Genomic DNA, 13,821 nt, shown 5'->3' on the forward strand with positions numbered 1-13,821 from the left:
ACCTTGTGAGCTTCGATGTCTTCGCGTGGGCCACGCAATCAGGTGCCAACCAAACAACTGTCCACAACGTCCGTCTGATCGCCGTTCATCCAGCGGAAGATGGCCTTGTACGTATGACTATCGAGCATGCCGGCAATACGCACGAGCTGGTTGGCGGTAGTCCATTCAACGAGGAATGGAGCCGGCGCGACGTGGGCAAGGTTGGCTATATCGTGCCCGCATCGCGAGTCGGCCGCGAGTTGCCTGTCGGCGCATGCCATTTTCGTCCGTACGTGGACCAGAGTTTGCAGCGCGTCCCGGAGTTGGATTCTAACGACGCGGCTTGTGCCACTGTCGGCGGCAGAAGAGCCAATATCGTCGGTTGGATCTGTGATACCAATCCGAATGGATTCCGTGCGCCCGTAGGGCTCATTCCAGGCGAGGGCGGACAGTTCGTGGCGGATGAGACGATTGAAGTCACGCTTCGCGTCCCTCCTGAGTTTGTACGTGAGTGCAATCGTGTCCAGATGTCACCAGAGGAGGTGTTGCGTAGCTTCGCGGGCGACCTTGCAGGCATCCATAACTTTGTAGTGCGCCCCCGCGCTGACGGCTATGGCAGTAACGGCAGCGATGAGCGCGACCGAGCTGAAGCTTGGCTGGAACGCGCGCATGGCATGAACGCGATTGATTTGGACGCGTTGGAGCAGCAACGAGAGAACGCAAGAGAGAAGCAATATCAGCGCGATGACTTTGCGGCTCTGTTGGATGACTTTGAGGACCTCGGTGGCAACGCTGATGATTTGTTCGCAGCAGTCCAAGCCCTCGTTGACAAGCAGGCTAAAGGCAACGCCTAGTCCACGGATCTCGCATGCTCGCAATCGCCAAGAAGCCGACCCGGCGTGAACTGCTGCAAGTCATCACCGAACTGCAGGATCTGATTGGCAAGGCTATGGCGCGGCACGGCAACGACCGCGACCGTGATGGATACGAGATGAGGCAGAAGTATCTGGAGCAGGCTCACGAGCTTTGCATCGAAGCCCGTTCATTCGATCCGCCTACCGACTAACGAGAAATGAGACGAACATGACCGGCCGGATCAAATTGACAAAATTGGAAAACAGTAGCGCGAGCACAAAGTGGCGCGCTGACTTTCCGGGCGCACCTGGTAAGACCGACGACAAAACGTACTGCGTCACCACTTACCCGAACAGCAACCTGATCCACCTTGAGACGTGGGCTGATAGGAAGCAAATCAGTGCAGCGCGTGCGACGCGCATCATCTCCGCGATCCGTGAAGAGCTGATTGCTGTGGGTGCGTTGGGTCCTGCGCGCAGCGTGGCGCCCCCCGATGATGACGACGAACAGATGCGCACGATGCGCGAGCATCGTCGCAAGAACTTCGGCATTACGTCTGCGCAGGTGCGCGACGGCGATGAGCTGTTTGAGGGGGAGCGAGTCTACCGCCTCACCTATAACGGGTACCAGGAAGCTGCGGTGCTTTCACTGGCGCCGCACGAAGCACGCAAGTTTTTCGAGCTGCTTGCGAAAGACTTCGGATTTGCAATTTAACAAGGGTCACCCTTTTTTGTTTTGGGAGAAGAAAAATGATGTCGTATGAAGTTCCGTTGGTGGAGCAGCTTGGATTCAGCAGTTTCGGGTCGTACCTTGCGACTCTTGTCGCCGTGGTTCTGGTGCACCACGTGGTGGTGTACGCCATCGCCAGATTCCGTGGACAACCCGGCGTAGCCATCATGGCGTTGCGAGACGTGGTGATCGGCACTATGTGGCTTGTCACTATTCTCGGCTCCTGGATCGCGATCTACTTCTATTTGCGCGCTCTCTATCGGGCGTTCCTCTATGAGGATGTGGCCGCTGGACTTGGGCGATAAGCCGCTGGCCATTCCAGATAGCAGAGAGACTCGATGCTGAAATTCTTAAACCGATTTCGTTTTGGCTGGCGCCGGGCGGATCCTCCGGGCAACTCGTCGGCTGTTAGCAAGGACGAGGCCAAACGGTATCTGAATCGCCTTCGCGAAGAGGAATTGTCTGCCGGCGCTTCGTTGCGACGCGGAGAGATCCTTGACCGCGCACCTGGTCAGGCCTCGGGTTCGGCGTACACGCCCTACCCGCAACAGAAGACTCCTGCGCCGTCGAGTCAGCAGCAGTACCGGGACGACCCCGAGCAAAATACGTCGGGCGAAGATTTCGCCACGTCCGTTGTGGTCGCTGACGCCACCGGCAGCGCGTTGACTGGGTATGCGGTTGGAGGTTCTGTAGCCGGCGCCATTACCGGGGAGGCTGTTTCCAAGAGCCTGGACGATTGATTCATTGGATGGGGCGTTTTTGCAGCAAAAGTCGCCCCGTCTGCATCATTTGATTCATTGTGGGTTCAATTCGCTATCATTCATGTTGCGCCCTAAACTCCGCCTGTTCCTTCGCAGTGTGGCCTTGCGCCTGCTGCGCGTCCGCACGACCTACTGCGCCGCGACCATTGAGCTTCTGCGGCAAGAACGGGTCATCGTTTGCTCGAACCATGTCAGTTTGCTCGATGGCGTGATCGTTGCCCTGGCGAGCCCAGTACCTTTGACCTTCGGCGTTGACACCGATTTTTCTCGACGCTCCAAGGTCGCCAGTCGGGGCATGGCAGTGTTGTCCTGGCTCGGCTTTGGCGCCGTTGTCCCAATCGACGGCAACTCTCCTTTCGGTATCCGGTCCCTTTCAAAAGCACTGGACCGTGGTGAGTCGGTGATGCTGTTTCCCGAAGGACAAATCAGCGAGACCGGTCACCCATGTGCGGAGCAACCTGGCGTGACATGGCTGGTTAGGCGATCCGGCGCAAAGGTTGTTCGGATCAGGATTCTGGGAGCCGAAAGAAGCCGCTTCTTCGCGAAGTCCGGGGACAAGCTTTGGCCGCGCATCGAGATCCAGTTCTAGCGGCCCTGCCCGATCCGTCGACGTGGTGTAATGCGCGGGCCGGGAGGCCATAGAATAGCAACTTCGCTATGTCCGCAGCGACGAAGTGCCATGCATACCTTGCGGATTCTTCGAGTCCAACGCAAACATGAAGGAAGGAAGACTATGACCAGCCCCTTTGTCGCCCATCGAGACAAGGTTCTTGGCCACTACAGCACTGCTGCCTGGTTGCGCAGACTTGTGCTGGCCATGTGGAACGGCAACGCATATCCAGTTGGCCTCTCCCAACTCACCAATCTTGACGACAGTCACGCAAAAGCCGTGCTGGAAATGCTGTCGTCGTATCGACAGAACGGGGAGAACGACGCAACGTTCATGGCGCTCGCGGAAGAGTGTCGCGCGAGGCTTGAAGAGGAGGCTGCGGCTGCGCAGCGCGCGGACGAATTCGAAGCTTGGTTGCGCCAAGTTCGAAGCGAGTTGAGGACCGTCGGTCTGTCGCGCGACCTCGCTGATGATCGATATGATTGGTTCGAGGGAAAATTCAATGCTGGGCTCACCCCCGGCGATGCTGCCAGGGAGGCAGCCCGAGCAAATCTCGTTTGATCGAAAACGACCAATAGGCTAGATCGCTATGAAAGCTGAATTCACCGTGTTCGAGGATGCTCCCGGCTATTGGTTTGTGCCAAAGGAGGATGAAGCTGCTGCCATGGCTGAGCCGAGTCGCTTTCGGCAAGGTATCTTTCCAACAAAGATTGCGGCATGTCGTGGTGCGCTCGACCACGCCATAGGCTTGGGGGCCACCGAACTGCACTTGCACGGCATGGGCGCAACGACTGGCATCAAAAAGGAAGTCCGCGCAAAGGGATTGAAGCCCTTTATCTATTTCCCATCCATCCACACAAAATTGGGGTAGACCGCCGGTTGACGCCAGGGAACCGGCGGCGATAGCCTTATCGCTCTTCAAGCTTTGACGGGGGATGTCTATGGCTGCGAGCAACGAGTGGGAGGAAGTTCACCTGACGCCGGCCGGTTGGGTGGATGGCAGCTTCAGGTATGACAGCGGTCGCGTAGAGGAAGTCGCCGTTCCTTCGGACGCGGTGTTGACGGTCCGCCGTCGTGTCTACGTCGCATCAACCTTTTCGAAGCCGGACATCTCCGAAGAAGAGACGCGTCGAACAGACGATTCGGCGCTCATCGAAGAATTGCGCGAAAAGTTTGGCAAACCGACGTTCGGAGTCTGAATGAAGTGCAAACGCCCCAAGCTTGAACTGACCCCGTAAAGTTGGACGGGTAAGTCAGGCTTAGGCCTCAAACCGCGTCATATTCTTCCTGGCCTCTGTGGCTCGGCATGCCAGTCACTTGACACTCGCGTCGTACACGGTGCCCTCGGGATGAGCCCTCTATGAGCAGTCCATTCGCCAATTTTCTGCGTACGCTGCGCCAGCGCAGTGGGATGCGCCAACACGAGCTGGCCAAGGTGCTCGGCTTCGAGCAGGCCTACATCTCTGCTATCGAACTGGGAGCGAAGCCACCAAGCGATGAATTTCTCGACAGACTCCAGAGAGGACTAGCTCTGACGGATCGAGACAACTGCGAAATGCGGGAGGCAGTAGAGAAGTCCCGGCGGCGGTTTGTGCTCCCTGCGGATGTTCCAACCGAGACATACCTGCTTTGTCATGAACTTTGGGCAAAGATAGACAGGTTATATCCGGCCCAAATCCGGGCATTGCGGTCACTTGTAAAGATCGATGAGCTTCTTATGGAAGAGCCGACATATGGTTCCGGGCGCGTCAAACGTCGCACATCGAACGACGACGCAGAGTAGTGACCTACCCAAGGGAGAGCAATAGGCTCTACCCGTATAGGGGCACAACACTGGGGACGCCGCGCCCGCTGCACAGTAATCCACTCAATTCCGGATTTCCAGTCCAGCCACCGCGCATGTGGTCCAGCTAATTCCGGTTTCCTACAGCTCCTCACATAAAGCAGTGACCATCAGACCTCGGGACCTCGCACCATTAATAAAGTTTCTTATGGGACCAGAATACTAGTGCTCCGAGCAAGGCTCGTCATATCAGTGAGATGACGTCCGACGGATGAATTGGAGGATGCCCCGCCAGATCTTTCGGGCGTCTGAGTTGGCCGGCAAAGGGAACAAGAATCCCCCCAACACTGAAATAGCTGAGAAATAGCACATCAACCACGTAGTTGGGGAAGGACTCAGGTGATACGCACCGATAGCGATGAGCGCTAGCACGGCGCTGGCTGTCGGCCCCCCCAATGTGACAAGCCATTGCGCCGGGCGAGACAACGCAGGGCGATCTGCCTGGATACTAGCCCCACCGTACGGCGTAAGACCGAACATCACACGGCGGACCAGTTTGCCTCGAAAGGACATCAGAACCGGGCTGCCAAAACGCACACCGATCATCCGGCCCCCTAGCGCGAGGGACATGGAGCAGTGGCCTAACTCATGCACGACCATATCGAGATAGACCCATCCATAGACGCGCGGAACATCTGCCGGCGTCACCCAATTTGCCACCATATTCCACGCGTCGAGAGAGAAGAATGGAGGGGTCATGACTGGTGCCTTTCGAGCAATCGGATGCGCGCGTTCCCCACTTCGCCACATGCCTGTTCGTATGCTAGTAGGGCGGCCGCGATTGATCGGTGTCCCGGCATGATCTAGGGCACCAGATTGACTTTGAGTTCTAGCATATGCTCGTCAGTGCCTGGCCGCTTGTTGTACAGCTTGCGAGCAAACGTAAGACGCCCCTGAGGCCCCTGTCGTGGGACCGGAGTTGTAGCGAGTTTGTCTAGTACCGCTAGAGTGACGCCCATCTCCTCCCATTCTGCTTCGGTGTGTACCCAGGCCTTCATGGCGTCGGTATAGCCCCGGGACTGAAGTGCTTTCAGAGCGGCGCTGACTTCCGCTGGGACGCCGAACACGGCAGCATTGTTCGACGCCTGATAGAACGGTGCATCCGGCCAGGCGTCACCAACCAACCGGACGAGCAATCTGATGATGAAGGGATGCCGCCAGTGGTCCTGCTTGAGCGGGGATTCAATGCGAAAAATTTCCGGTCCGGGCGCGACCGGCAGATAGCCCGGTAACTTCCGTAGCGGTTCACGAGGGTGCGGCGCATGCATCGACTGGTATTGCATGGCGAACCCCGAGTCGATTTGCGTGCCGGGCCCACATTGATACGGCCCGGGTTCACGCAACCCCGCTTTAACGAGTTGTGAGAGTGCAAGCTGCTCCCCGATCACAAGTCGTGGATCGCGGATGTCGACAGTGAAGACATTAGTGTTCTGCATGCTAACCTGCGCGAGAGCTTTTTGGTTGGATTTTTCGGATTGAGTCAGCCCGATTTCCGTGTCATGGACGGTTCCTCTTGGCACCCTTGTCCCAGGCCACAGAAGAAGGCTGCAACGCCGGCGGCCACCGGGCGTGCCACCTCGGACGAGACGCCGATCATTTTGCAGATTCCCATTGCCAAGATCCCGCCCGCGAGGCCTGCGGAAATCTTGACGATAGGATGCGCGTTGCCGGCCTGTGCCTTCAGTTCATTCTTGACCCAACTTATCATTCTGCGGTCGTCTGTGAACGGCTGCCGGCCGGTGCGGGGCGCCTGGCGCGCCAGTTATGCCCCAAGGGGCGTTTTTCGTTTTACGGCTTCACTGGCACCTGCGCACAGGGTTGAGCGAGCCATCAGGGTTGGCCGGTCGCGGCCTGTACCTCAATTCCTCGTCCTCAGCCTTCGGAAAATTGTAGGCCGTACCACTGACGCACAGGGCTGGCTCCCCCGCCTCGTCAACGCCAACGTAGAGGGCCTTGCTTTCAGCGATTCCCGGGTAAGCGGACGCAGTATGCGGGCGTTGGTACAGGCTGAAACAGACGACGGCCGCCGCGCAGGCGACCGTAAGTGCAAGACCCGAGACGGAGACGGCAAGATGGTTGATTGCTCTCGTGTGTTCCATATTTCAGGGAGCGTTTTCCTTAATGAGCCGCCTCGCGGGCGGCAACTATGCTGCAATTTCGGGGATCAGATCAATGCTCTGGCCACCGCTGCCGCCGTCGCTTGCAGTTCCTTATCGCCAGCCGTCGCAAACCGTGCGCCAGTTGTGGTGCCGGCGACAAAGGCCCGCAGTTCATCCGGACTCATGCCGGCAGCGCGCTCGATCACGGCATGCGCCAAGTCGGCCGAAGCCATCGCCCACACCGGGTCCGCGTTGGCCAGCATGTCTTTCACTTGCGCCGCAATCTTCATGGTGGCGAGCTTCTTTTGTAGCTCGGGAATATGCTCTTCGGCCTGCTGTTGCACACCGAAAGCCGCGCCCATCGGAAACTCGCCCTTGGCGGACTTGAGCACCACCTGGAAATCATTGGCGCTTCCCGGCCGGACGACAAACTCACCAAACTCTGTCCTGGGAATCTGGACAATTCTCGCATCGCCCTGAAGGTAAATGTTCTTGGGGGTTGCTTCCACAATGCGGTACGACATTGCTTTCTCTCGTCCGGCGCCCGGTGTTGACGGCGGTGTAAAAGCGACAGTAAATGGCGGCGTATGGTTGGGTCAGAAGGTCAACAGCAAGGGGCCGCATGCGGCCCCTTGCTGTTTGGGTTGGATGGTGCAGGCTAGAACGGATCGTCGAGGCTTTTCTCGGGGGGCGAGCGCTGCTCACGCAGCAGGTCATGCAGTGCGAGCTGGTAGTGCGCGCAGATTCGCTCGCGTAGATCGTCGATGAGTTCGACGACGGCGAGGGCCTGTTCTGGGGACCAGTTGTCTGGGATCAGGAAGTCCAGCCCGTTGGTGATTCCTGAAGGCAGGTGCAGATGCGTCATGATGGCTTTTTCTCCGCCCGGGCCACGCTGCGTTTCTTTGCTCGCTGATCGGCCCGCTCACGCGCTTCCTTGACGCGATACGACTCGCCCTCGATCGCGATGACTTCGGCACGATGCACCAGTCGGTCAACCAGCGAGACGACGCAGGCGGCGTTCGGGAACACCTCCGACCATTCGGCGAATGGTCTGTTTGTTGTAACCACCGTACTGGTGGCGCCATATCGGCGACTGATGAGCTCGAACAGCAGATCGGCATGTCGGTTCGAGTACGACAGGTAGCCGACCTCGTCGATGACCAGAACGTCCGGCGAGGCATAGCGGTGCAGGCGTCGACGCAAGGCCGAATCGCTGTCGAGGGCGGCCAGCTCGCCGAGCATCTGGCCGGCGGTGGTGAACAGCGCTGTGTGCCCTTGGACGAGCGCCTGATAGGCCAGATTCAGCGCCAGGGTCGATTTGCCGACGCCGTTCGGGCCGATCAGCACGACGTTGGCCGAGTCCTTGACGAACTCCAGCGACATCAATTCTTCGACGGCGGCCCGGTCGCAGCGCGTCGGCCAGGCCCAGTCGAAGTCGCACAAGGGCTTGAAGTTGCCCAGTCGGGCATCCCGGATGCGTCGCTCCAGCGAGCGGCGCGAGCGCTCCTCTTCTTCCCATTGCAGCAGCGGCGCCACCCAGCCGGCGTCGGCGACCTCCGGCCAGTGTGCCAGTAGCCCATGCAGGCGCAAGGCGTTCGCACGGCTTTGCAGGTTCTCAGGCGTGTTCATTGGCATCTCCCGTGAGCTGATCGTAGATGTCGAGGCGGTGGGGTATCACCAGCTTGTCCTTGTGCCGGACGTGTTCAGGTAGATGGATACCCACGGGCGGCGGTGCCTGGCGCGCCTCGCGCCGGCGCTCCAGCGCCAGGCGCACCGGATTCTGGTGAGGCGCCGCATCGCTGGCGAGGATTTCCTCGATCGCCGCTTGCAATTCAGCGGCGCCATAGCGGTCGAGCAGCCGCAGCAGGTGGGTGGTGATGTTGCCCAGATTGCCGCCCCGTTCCGCTGCGCGCTGCAGCAGCGCCTGGCTGGCCGGCGCCGCCCGAGCCAGATGGTCAAGTCCGCGATGGTGGCGGGCTTCGCGTTTGCGTTCGACCAAGGCATTGATGTGCGCGGCAATCTCTATCTGCGCGCCGCGATCGTAACTGCGCTCATGAGTGGCGAGCAGTTCCGTGCCATCGAGGATGCGTACCTGCCGGGGACTGGCCCGCACCGTGAGCGTGCGTCGCACATGCGTATGCGGGATCGTGTAGTCATTCAGATCGAAGCGCACATACGGTGTCTTGCCGACCTTGACAGCCAGTTGCAGTTCGCATGGATAGGGATTCTCCGGCAAGGCGAGCAGGCTGGGCTGCTCGCGGGAGAACGCCTCGCGTACGCTGATCGTCGGTTCTTCCCGGCAGGGACGATCGGCCGCAAGTCCCGCACACCAATGGGCGGCTTGGGCGTTGAGCTCATCGAGGTCGGTCACGGTGCGTCCGGCGAAGAAGCTCTCGCGTACATAGCGGATGGCGCGCTCGACGCGCCCCTTCTCGTTGCCACGGGCGACGGCAACCGGCCGGGGCTCGTAGCGGTGATGCGCCGCGAACGCGAGCAGTGTCGGATGGAAACGGATCGCATCGCCCTGGCGTTCCAGCACGGCACTCTTCAGGTTGTCGTAGAGCAGGACCCTGGGAAGGCCGGACCAGGCTTCGAAGGCACCGGCATGGCCGGCCAGGAAGCTGTCCATGCGTGCATCAAGGTAGAAGCGCAGATAGATCTGCCGCGACCATGACAGCACCATCACGAAGGCCATCAGCGGCCGGCGTGCGCGGCCGATCTGCAGATGGCCGAAGTGACCCCAATCGACTTGCCCTTGTTCGCCCGGCAAGGTACGCAGACGCAGATAGGCTTCCGGCTGTGGGCGCGGCCGGTGCAGCGCGATCATGTGCCGGAAGTGGTGCTGGCTCCCGCGGTAGCCGCGTTCGGTCACCATCGCATACAGGCGGCTGGCCGTGAGCGACGGGAACTTCTTCAACGTCTCATGGATGAATGGCAGGTAGGCGTCGATCTGCGACGGCCGCTGCACGCTGCCAATCCTGGGCAGGCCGGCCTGCGCCAGCACACGCTGGACGGTGTCGCGGTGCACATGCAACTGGCGCGCGATGGTGCCGGCGCGCCATTTCTCGACGTGGTAGTAACGCAGGATCTGGGCTTCAAGTTCTACTCCAATGGTCATGGGTCGTGTCCTGTGCGGTCAGTCGTACGAACATCACGGAAGACCCGACGACGCAGTGGTCCGAGGCGGACAAAGCCCGAATATGTGCAACGGCAGAAGTGGCAATGCTCAGGCACCGGTGTTGAGGCGCCAGCGGGCGCCGGTGCTCTGGCCGGCGTCGTCAAGGTCAGCGGCAGTAGAGCATCGGCGGCCTGCGCGGCGGAACCCTGATGCGTCACTTTCTTTTGGCGACAGCGGTAGCGGCGCATCCGCTCCGCGTGCGCCAAGCGGCCGCGGCGGCTGCGTTGATAGCGCTGAGCGGCCTCGCGCAGGCTGGCGCGACGCGCTGCTTGCGAGCAGCCGCCATTGCAGTAGATCTGACCGCGGTCGCAGCGGCGGCAAACAACGACCTGCGCCCGGCAATGGGCGCACACAAAGAGGCGGCCCGTGGCCGGCATCGGCGATCCCCCAGTCATGCCGAAACGGCCTCGACGGGATGGACGAGCCGTGCCATACTGGCTCGGCACGCGCGCCCTTGGCACGAGTGGGGCACGACATCGGGATGAACTTGGCGGTTTGGACCGGTGTCGTGCCTGTTTCTTTTCGGCGGTAAAGCCAACCTTTTTACCGCATCCCCACTGCGACGTCACCACCTTGCGGAATGCCCATCACCGGGCGCGTCTGCACTCGCCCTACGGGCTCGCTCCGACGCGCCCGGTGGCCACCTTCAATATCGAATCAGAAGACCTCGAGACAATCCTGCAATGCAGGAGTTGCTCCGCATCTTTAAGCCGCGCCGCCGTTTAGTGCCGGTTTTAGACAGCCATTCACACCCGGCCGGTGCGGGGCGCCTGGGGCGCCAGTCATGCCCCAAGGGGCGTTTTCTACCGCGTTGCCGTGGACCTGGGCCGGTGCGTCAGAATGACCACAGGCCAAGTTGCTTCGCCAAATAGAGGGGATCGTCTTTCAACACCAGGAACGGCGTATCAGGCAAGCCGCCTGGAGCTTGCCGGACATAGAGTGCGCTGCCGCCTTCCGGCATGCCCCGGATTGCCCTGATGTCACTGCGGCGAATAAAGTGGTTCAGCTTGCCGTCGGTGATGCGGACCATTTGCTCGCTGTCTTCCATATCCTTTGCTCTCGTTTGATAGCCCGGCCCGGGCCGGTGCGGGGCGCTCGCGCGCCTGGTTCTTCCTGTTGGAGGCGTTTTCACACCAAGCCAAGTTTCCACGCATCGGGCCGGAGCGGGTGGGTGCGTCGACTGGCATCGAAGTCGGGGGTTCAATCCCGGACGCAGCAGCTCATCTGGTCTTTGTTCATCTGCTTTTCTTTGCCAAATTCAGCTCGGGCTTGCTTCGGTCGTCGGCTTGCCGAACATCCAAACCACCCCAAAGGTGATGACAAGAAGAGCCATCGTGACATATCGCTTCGCCTTGTCCCCGTCTTCGAACCACGAACCATCTAAGCAGGTCAGGCCACACCACGTAGCGTAGCTCGAAGCCAGAACGCAACTCGCTGTCGCAAATATTGCAAGCCACATCGCTGCACGGACATACCACTTCTCGCGGGCCAATGCAGCGAAGCTCAAAACGAAACTCAGTACCGCGCAGCCCAACGAGATTTGGTTCAATAGGTGGACATTCATCTTTACCTTTCCTATTTGGTTTGAGGAAGGTGGCGCCGCGCGGTGGAAAATCGAAGGAAGAACCCCGGAGTACCAGGCTTGTCGGCTGTGACAAGTGGCCTGTCACTCTCCGATTTGGAAACAAACACGGGTTCTTCGCCGACGCAGCATGAGTCGCAAAGGATCGCCTTGACAGTTTCTTGAAGACGCTCATCCACAGACTTGCTAACGTCCTGTGTCGATCCTGCACCTTGGGGGGCCGCACTCCGAGCGATACTCAGCTCCAGATCATCGCCTTCTGTCCCGCTCGGGGTGAACGTCACCGAGCTGCCGTCCTCGAAGATCAATGCAATGACGTTGTGACCTGCATATTCGACCGAAGATACGCGGCGACCGATGAGCCGCTGGCGGATCTCGGCCAAGCTCACATAGTTCAACTCTTCAGCTCCCTCCGGAAAGCTTGCTGAGGCCGCTACTCGTTCGATGGCTAGATTGGATTCCATCTTTCTTCCCTTCCTTTGCGTTCTAGAACTGCTTTGGGTCATCCTCGACGCGGCACCACCACGCGCCCTTCCATCACACGGCGTTATATCCGATTGCGGCCGAGCGAACTGCCTCCAAGGCTTCTAACGGCGGCAGCATACGGCATTGCCGCACCATGATTTTGGTTCTGTGGGAACCGTGACGCCGCATACGTTCCAGGGTCTTCCTCGCACGACTAGACGCCATTAGGGCTTCCAGTACTTCCGGTGTCAGCAACAATCTGGCGCTCATACCGGAGCGAGTTGGGGCGTAAAGAACTGTGTGTTCAATCGCAGGCGTAGTGCTGGTCATTTTTTTTCAGAGTGATGCTCAGCGCGTGAGCATGTTGCCAAGAATCACCGCGCCGACCGCTCCGGTGAAGCTGAGAGGTTTGTCCTTCGGGATCGAGCCAACGCAACGCGCAATGTGCTGCAGCATCTCGTTCTGCTCTCGAAGCATGCCGACTTGCATCGCCATGAGCTTGTCTTGCGGAGACGGCTCCAGAATGCCAACCGCTTCGCAAATGCGCGACATCTCTTCTTCGAATGCCTCTTGTTTCCCCGACTTGTTCAGCTCTTCGAGAAAGTCCAGCATCTGACCGCGTGTCGGTTTGGTGCGCAGCAGCGCATCAAGCGTAGCGTTCAATGACTCCGACTGCCCGCAAAGCTCGCGCGCTCGGGAAATCTGGTCGATGCCAACCGGGTTACTTGCCAGCTTGTGCAAATCCATGTCGTCTGCTCAGACTCTTGAGTATCCGCATTCCATACTGCGTCTTTTTGGCGTCGAAGCGTCAGTTTGCGGACCGCAATGCCTCAATAGTTGAGCTATCCAGCTTGCCGGTATCCTTCAGACCACGGGAGGTCTGGAACGACTTCAACTGTTGAACCGATTTCTTCCCGAATACGCCGTCGGGAGTGCCGACTGGGAACCCGAGCTGGTTCAGCCTGGCTTGCGCTTGAGCGAAGGTCATCATGCCGGACTTTTGATCGGGCTGCGATGCCGCAGCGATGCTGCTTTGGTCCGGAGTAGCAACAGACGGGATCTGTTTGCAATCGACCTGACCGTAGTAGATGGTGCAGCCATAGCGCATGTTGCCGTACTGCGCTTTATAGCTTGTCGACAGAGCGCTCTTGTCAATTGACTGGATCGCCAAGTTTTCCGCCGGAACACCGAGATAGGCTGCGGTCTTCGCCTTCAGCGAATCTTCGTTGACGGATGCGTTCATGGCCCCCGAAATGAGCGGCGCGCACGCCGACATGTTTGATGCTACTGCAACCAAAAGCACGCTCTTGGCAACGAACTTGATCATTGTGTCGATCTCCTGCAGGTTGAAAATTTATGCAGCATCACCTCTGTTGAAATTGCTCGGGCTCACTGCGGGGCGTGCATCTGCCCTATCCGTCAATATCGGTATCAAGTGCACGCATCCGTAGGATACCGCCCCCTAGCAATCTTTTGCAGCAAAAAATGTACTGGCGCGAGCCAATCACAGCAAGACATGGCGCCGACCCTCCCGCTTCAATTCTCCGGCTGCTTCCATGGCTGCGAGATATCGAGCTGCTACGCGCTGAGAGGCTCGCACTGCGTTCCAGATGTCGCGCTGGCTCGGCTTGATCTCGCCCGCCAAGATTGCGGCACGCACCCGCAGGAAGCGAGCGCCATCTTCCTCGCCTACGCCACTATCCTGCATGGCGCTTCGCTT

20 protein-coding genes are annotated in these 13,821 nt (G+C 59.4%); 10 read left to right on the plus strand and 10 right to left on the minus strand.

All coding sequences use genetic code 11. The annotated features are described in order from the left end of the window. The first annotated feature begins 5 nt into the window (after window positions 1-5). From A2G96_RS33145 to A2G96_RS32350, 10 genes are all read left to right on the plus strand, one after another. Window positions 6-833, plus strand: coding sequence for a hypothetical protein (locus tag A2G96_RS33145; RefSeq protein ID WP_150124089.1), 828 nt, complete (start codon window positions 6-8; stop codon window positions 831-833). A 14-nt stretch (window positions 834-847) separates the two neighbouring features. Continuing rightward, window positions 848-1,045, plus strand: coding sequence for a hypothetical protein (locus A2G96_RS09635; protein WP_062798720.1), 198 nt, complete (start codon window positions 848-850; stop codon window positions 1,043-1,045). A gap of 17 nt (window positions 1,046-1,062) precedes the next feature. After that, window positions 1,063-1,548: a hypothetical protein gene (locus A2G96_RS09640; RefSeq protein ID WP_062798722.1), complete on the plus strand. Its 486-nt coding sequence runs from the start codon at window positions 1,063-1,065 to the stop codon at window positions 1,546-1,548. Between the two features lie 35 nt (window positions 1,549-1,583). Next, window positions 1,584-1,868 (plus strand): hypothetical protein, encoded by a 285-nt coding sequence (locus A2G96_RS09645; protein ID WP_062798724.1) that lies wholly within the window; start codon window positions 1,584-1,586, stop codon window positions 1,866-1,868. Window positions 1,869-1,901: 33 nt separating this feature from the next. Then, window positions 1,902-2,303: a hypothetical protein gene (locus A2G96_RS33150; RefSeq protein WP_150124090.1), complete on the plus strand. Its 402-nt coding sequence runs from the start codon at window positions 1,902-1,904 to the stop codon at window positions 2,301-2,303. Between the two features lie 124 nt (window positions 2,304-2,427). Continuing rightward, window positions 2,428-2,913, plus strand: coding sequence for a 1-acyl-sn-glycerol-3-phosphate acyltransferase (locus A2G96_RS09650; RefSeq protein WP_167354355.1), 486 nt, complete (start codon window positions 2,428-2,430; stop codon window positions 2,911-2,913). A gap of 144 nt (window positions 2,914-3,057) precedes the next feature. Beyond that, complete coding sequence (locus A2G96_RS09655) at window positions 3,058-3,495, plus strand: DUF7673 family protein (protein ID WP_062798728.1); 438 nt, start codon at window positions 3,058-3,060, stop codon at window positions 3,493-3,495. Window positions 3,496-3,523: 28 nt separating this feature from the next. Next, on the plus strand, window positions 3,524-3,805 hold the full coding sequence (locus tag A2G96_RS33155; protein WP_150124091.1) for a hypothetical protein: 282 nt from the start codon (window positions 3,524-3,526) through the stop codon (window positions 3,803-3,805). 70 nt (window positions 3,806-3,875) lie between these two features. Continuing rightward, window positions 3,876-4,133, plus strand: a complete 258-nt coding sequence (locus tag A2G96_RS09660) for a hypothetical protein (protein ID WP_062802120.1) — start codon at window positions 3,876-3,878, stop codon at window positions 4,131-4,133. A gap of 161 nt (window positions 4,134-4,294) precedes the next feature. Then, window positions 4,295-4,717: a helix-turn-helix transcriptional regulator gene (locus tag A2G96_RS32350; RefSeq protein WP_082818890.1), complete on the plus strand. Its 423-nt coding sequence runs from the start codon at window positions 4,295-4,297 to the stop codon at window positions 4,715-4,717. Window positions 4,718-5,580: 863 nt separating this feature from the next. On the opposite strand, the gene A2G96_RS09665 is transcribed toward A2G96_RS32350, so the two are convergent. From A2G96_RS09665 to A2G96_RS09710, 10 genes are all read right to left on the minus strand, one after another. Further along, entirely contained in the window at window positions 5,581-6,213 is a 633-nt protein-coding gene (locus A2G96_RS09665; RefSeq protein WP_062798730.1) for a hypothetical protein, read from the minus strand. 728 nt (window positions 6,214-6,941) lie between these two features. Continuing rightward, entirely contained in the window at window positions 6,942-7,400 is a 459-nt protein-coding gene (locus A2G96_RS09675) for a hypothetical protein (RefSeq protein ID WP_062798742.1), read from the minus strand. 134 nt (window positions 7,401-7,534) lie between these two features. Next, window positions 7,535-7,741 (minus strand): hypothetical protein, encoded by a 207-nt coding sequence (locus tag A2G96_RS09680; RefSeq protein WP_062797544.1) that lies wholly within the window; start codon window positions 7,739-7,741, stop codon window positions 7,535-7,537. After that, complete coding sequence (gene istB, locus A2G96_RS09685; RefSeq protein ID WP_062797542.1) at window positions 7,738-8,505, minus strand: IS21-like element helper ATPase IstB; 768 nt, start codon at window positions 8,503-8,505, stop codon at window positions 7,738-7,740. Before istB ends, A2G96_RS09680 begins: the two co-directional genes overlap by 4 nt. After that, entirely contained in the window at window positions 8,492-9,994 is a 1,503-nt protein-coding gene (istA, locus tag A2G96_RS09690) for an IS21 family transposase (RefSeq protein WP_062797539.1), read from the minus strand. The genes istB and istA overlap by 14 nt, the downstream gene beginning before the upstream one ends. Window positions 9,995-10,889: 895 nt before the next feature. Continuing rightward, window positions 10,890-11,102, minus strand: coding sequence for a hypothetical protein (locus A2G96_RS09695; protein WP_062798743.1), 213 nt, complete (start codon window positions 11,100-11,102; stop codon window positions 10,890-10,892). Window positions 11,103-11,312: 210 nt separating this feature from the next. Continuing rightward, on the minus strand, window positions 11,313-11,618 hold the full coding sequence (locus tag A2G96_RS09700; protein WP_062798744.1) for a hypothetical protein: 306 nt from the start codon (window positions 11,616-11,618) through the stop codon (window positions 11,313-11,315). Window positions 11,619-11,629: 11 nt separating this feature from the next. Next, entirely contained in the window at window positions 11,630-12,100 is a 471-nt protein-coding gene (locus tag A2G96_RS33165) for a hypothetical protein (protein WP_150124093.1), read from the minus strand. Window positions 12,101-12,449: 349 nt separating this feature from the next. Then, window positions 12,450-12,848 (minus strand): hypothetical protein, encoded by a 399-nt coding sequence (locus A2G96_RS09705; RefSeq protein ID WP_062798745.1) that lies wholly within the window; start codon window positions 12,846-12,848, stop codon window positions 12,450-12,452. 61 nt (window positions 12,849-12,909) lie between these two features. Next, complete coding sequence (locus A2G96_RS09710) at window positions 12,910-13,428, minus strand: peptidoglycan-binding domain-containing protein (protein ID WP_062798748.1); 519 nt, start codon at window positions 13,426-13,428, stop codon at window positions 12,910-12,912. Window positions 13,429-13,821 lie beyond the last annotated feature (393 nt).

This window comes from Cupriavidus nantongensis, from assembly GCF_001598055.1.
In the GTDB taxonomy this organism is placed as follows: domain Bacteria; phylum Pseudomonadota; class Gammaproteobacteria; order Burkholderiales; family Burkholderiaceae; genus Cupriavidus; species Cupriavidus nantongensis.

Coding starts and splice junctions, on each gene's coding strand:
- A2G96_RS09635 (WP_062798720.1), top strand. CDS start 848: ATGCTCGCAATCGCCAAGAAGCCGACCCGGCGTGAACTGCTGCAAGTC.
- A2G96_RS09640 (WP_062798722.1), top strand. CDS start 1,063: ATGACCGGCCGGATCAAATTGACAAAATTGGAAAACAGTAGCGCGAGC.
- A2G96_RS09645 (WP_062798724.1), top strand. CDS start 1,584: ATGATGTCGTATGAAGTTCCGTTGGTGGAGCAGCTTGGATTCAGCAGT.
- A2G96_RS33150 (WP_150124090.1), top strand. CDS start 1,902: ATGCTGAAATTCTTAAACCGATTTCGTTTTGGCTGGCGCCGGGCGGAT.
- A2G96_RS09655 (WP_062798728.1), top strand. CDS start 3,058: ATGACCAGCCCCTTTGTCGCCCATCGAGACAAGGTTCTTGGCCACTAC.
- A2G96_RS33155 (WP_150124091.1), top strand. CDS start 3,524: ATGAAAGCTGAATTCACCGTGTTCGAGGATGCTCCCGGCTATTGGTTT.
- A2G96_RS09660 (WP_062802120.1), top strand. CDS start 3,876: ATGGCTGCGAGCAACGAGTGGGAGGAAGTTCACCTGACGCCGGCCGGT.
- A2G96_RS32350 (WP_082818890.1), top strand. CDS start 4,295: ATGAGCAGTCCATTCGCCAATTTTCTGCGTACGCTGCGCCAGCGCAGT.
- A2G96_RS09665 (WP_062798730.1), bottom strand. CDS start 6,213: ATGCAGAACACTAATGTCTTCACTGTCGACATCCGCGATCCACGACTT.
- A2G96_RS09675 (WP_062798742.1), bottom strand. CDS start 7,400: ATGTCGTACCGCATTGTGGAAGCAACCCCCAAGAACATTTACCTTCAG.
- A2G96_RS09680 (WP_062797544.1), bottom strand. CDS start 7,741: ATGACGCATCTGCACCTGCCTTCAGGAATCACCAACGGGCTGGACTTC.
- istB (WP_062797542.1), bottom strand. CDS start 8,505: ATGAACACGCCTGAGAACCTGCAAAGCCGTGCGAACGCCTTGCGCCTG.
- istA (WP_062797539.1), bottom strand. CDS start 9,994: ATGACCATTGGAGTAGAACTTGAAGCCCAGATCCTGCGTTACTACCAC.
- A2G96_RS09695 (WP_062798743.1), bottom strand. CDS start 11,102: ATGGAAGACAGCGAGCAAATGGTCCGCATCACCGACGGCAAGCTGAAC.
- A2G96_RS09700 (WP_062798744.1), bottom strand. CDS start 11,618: ATGAATGTCCACCTATTGAACCAAATCTCGTTGGGCTGCGCGGTACTG.
- A2G96_RS33165 (WP_150124093.1), bottom strand. CDS start 12,100: ATGGAATCCAATCTAGCCATCGAACGAGTAGCGGCCTCAGCAAGCTTT.
- A2G96_RS09705 (WP_062798745.1), bottom strand. CDS start 12,848: ATGGATTTGCACAAGCTGGCAAGTAACCCGGTTGGCATCGACCAGATT.
- A2G96_RS09710 (WP_062798748.1), bottom strand. CDS start 13,428: ATGATCAAGTTCGTTGCCAAGAGCGTGCTTTTGGTTGCAGTAGCATCA.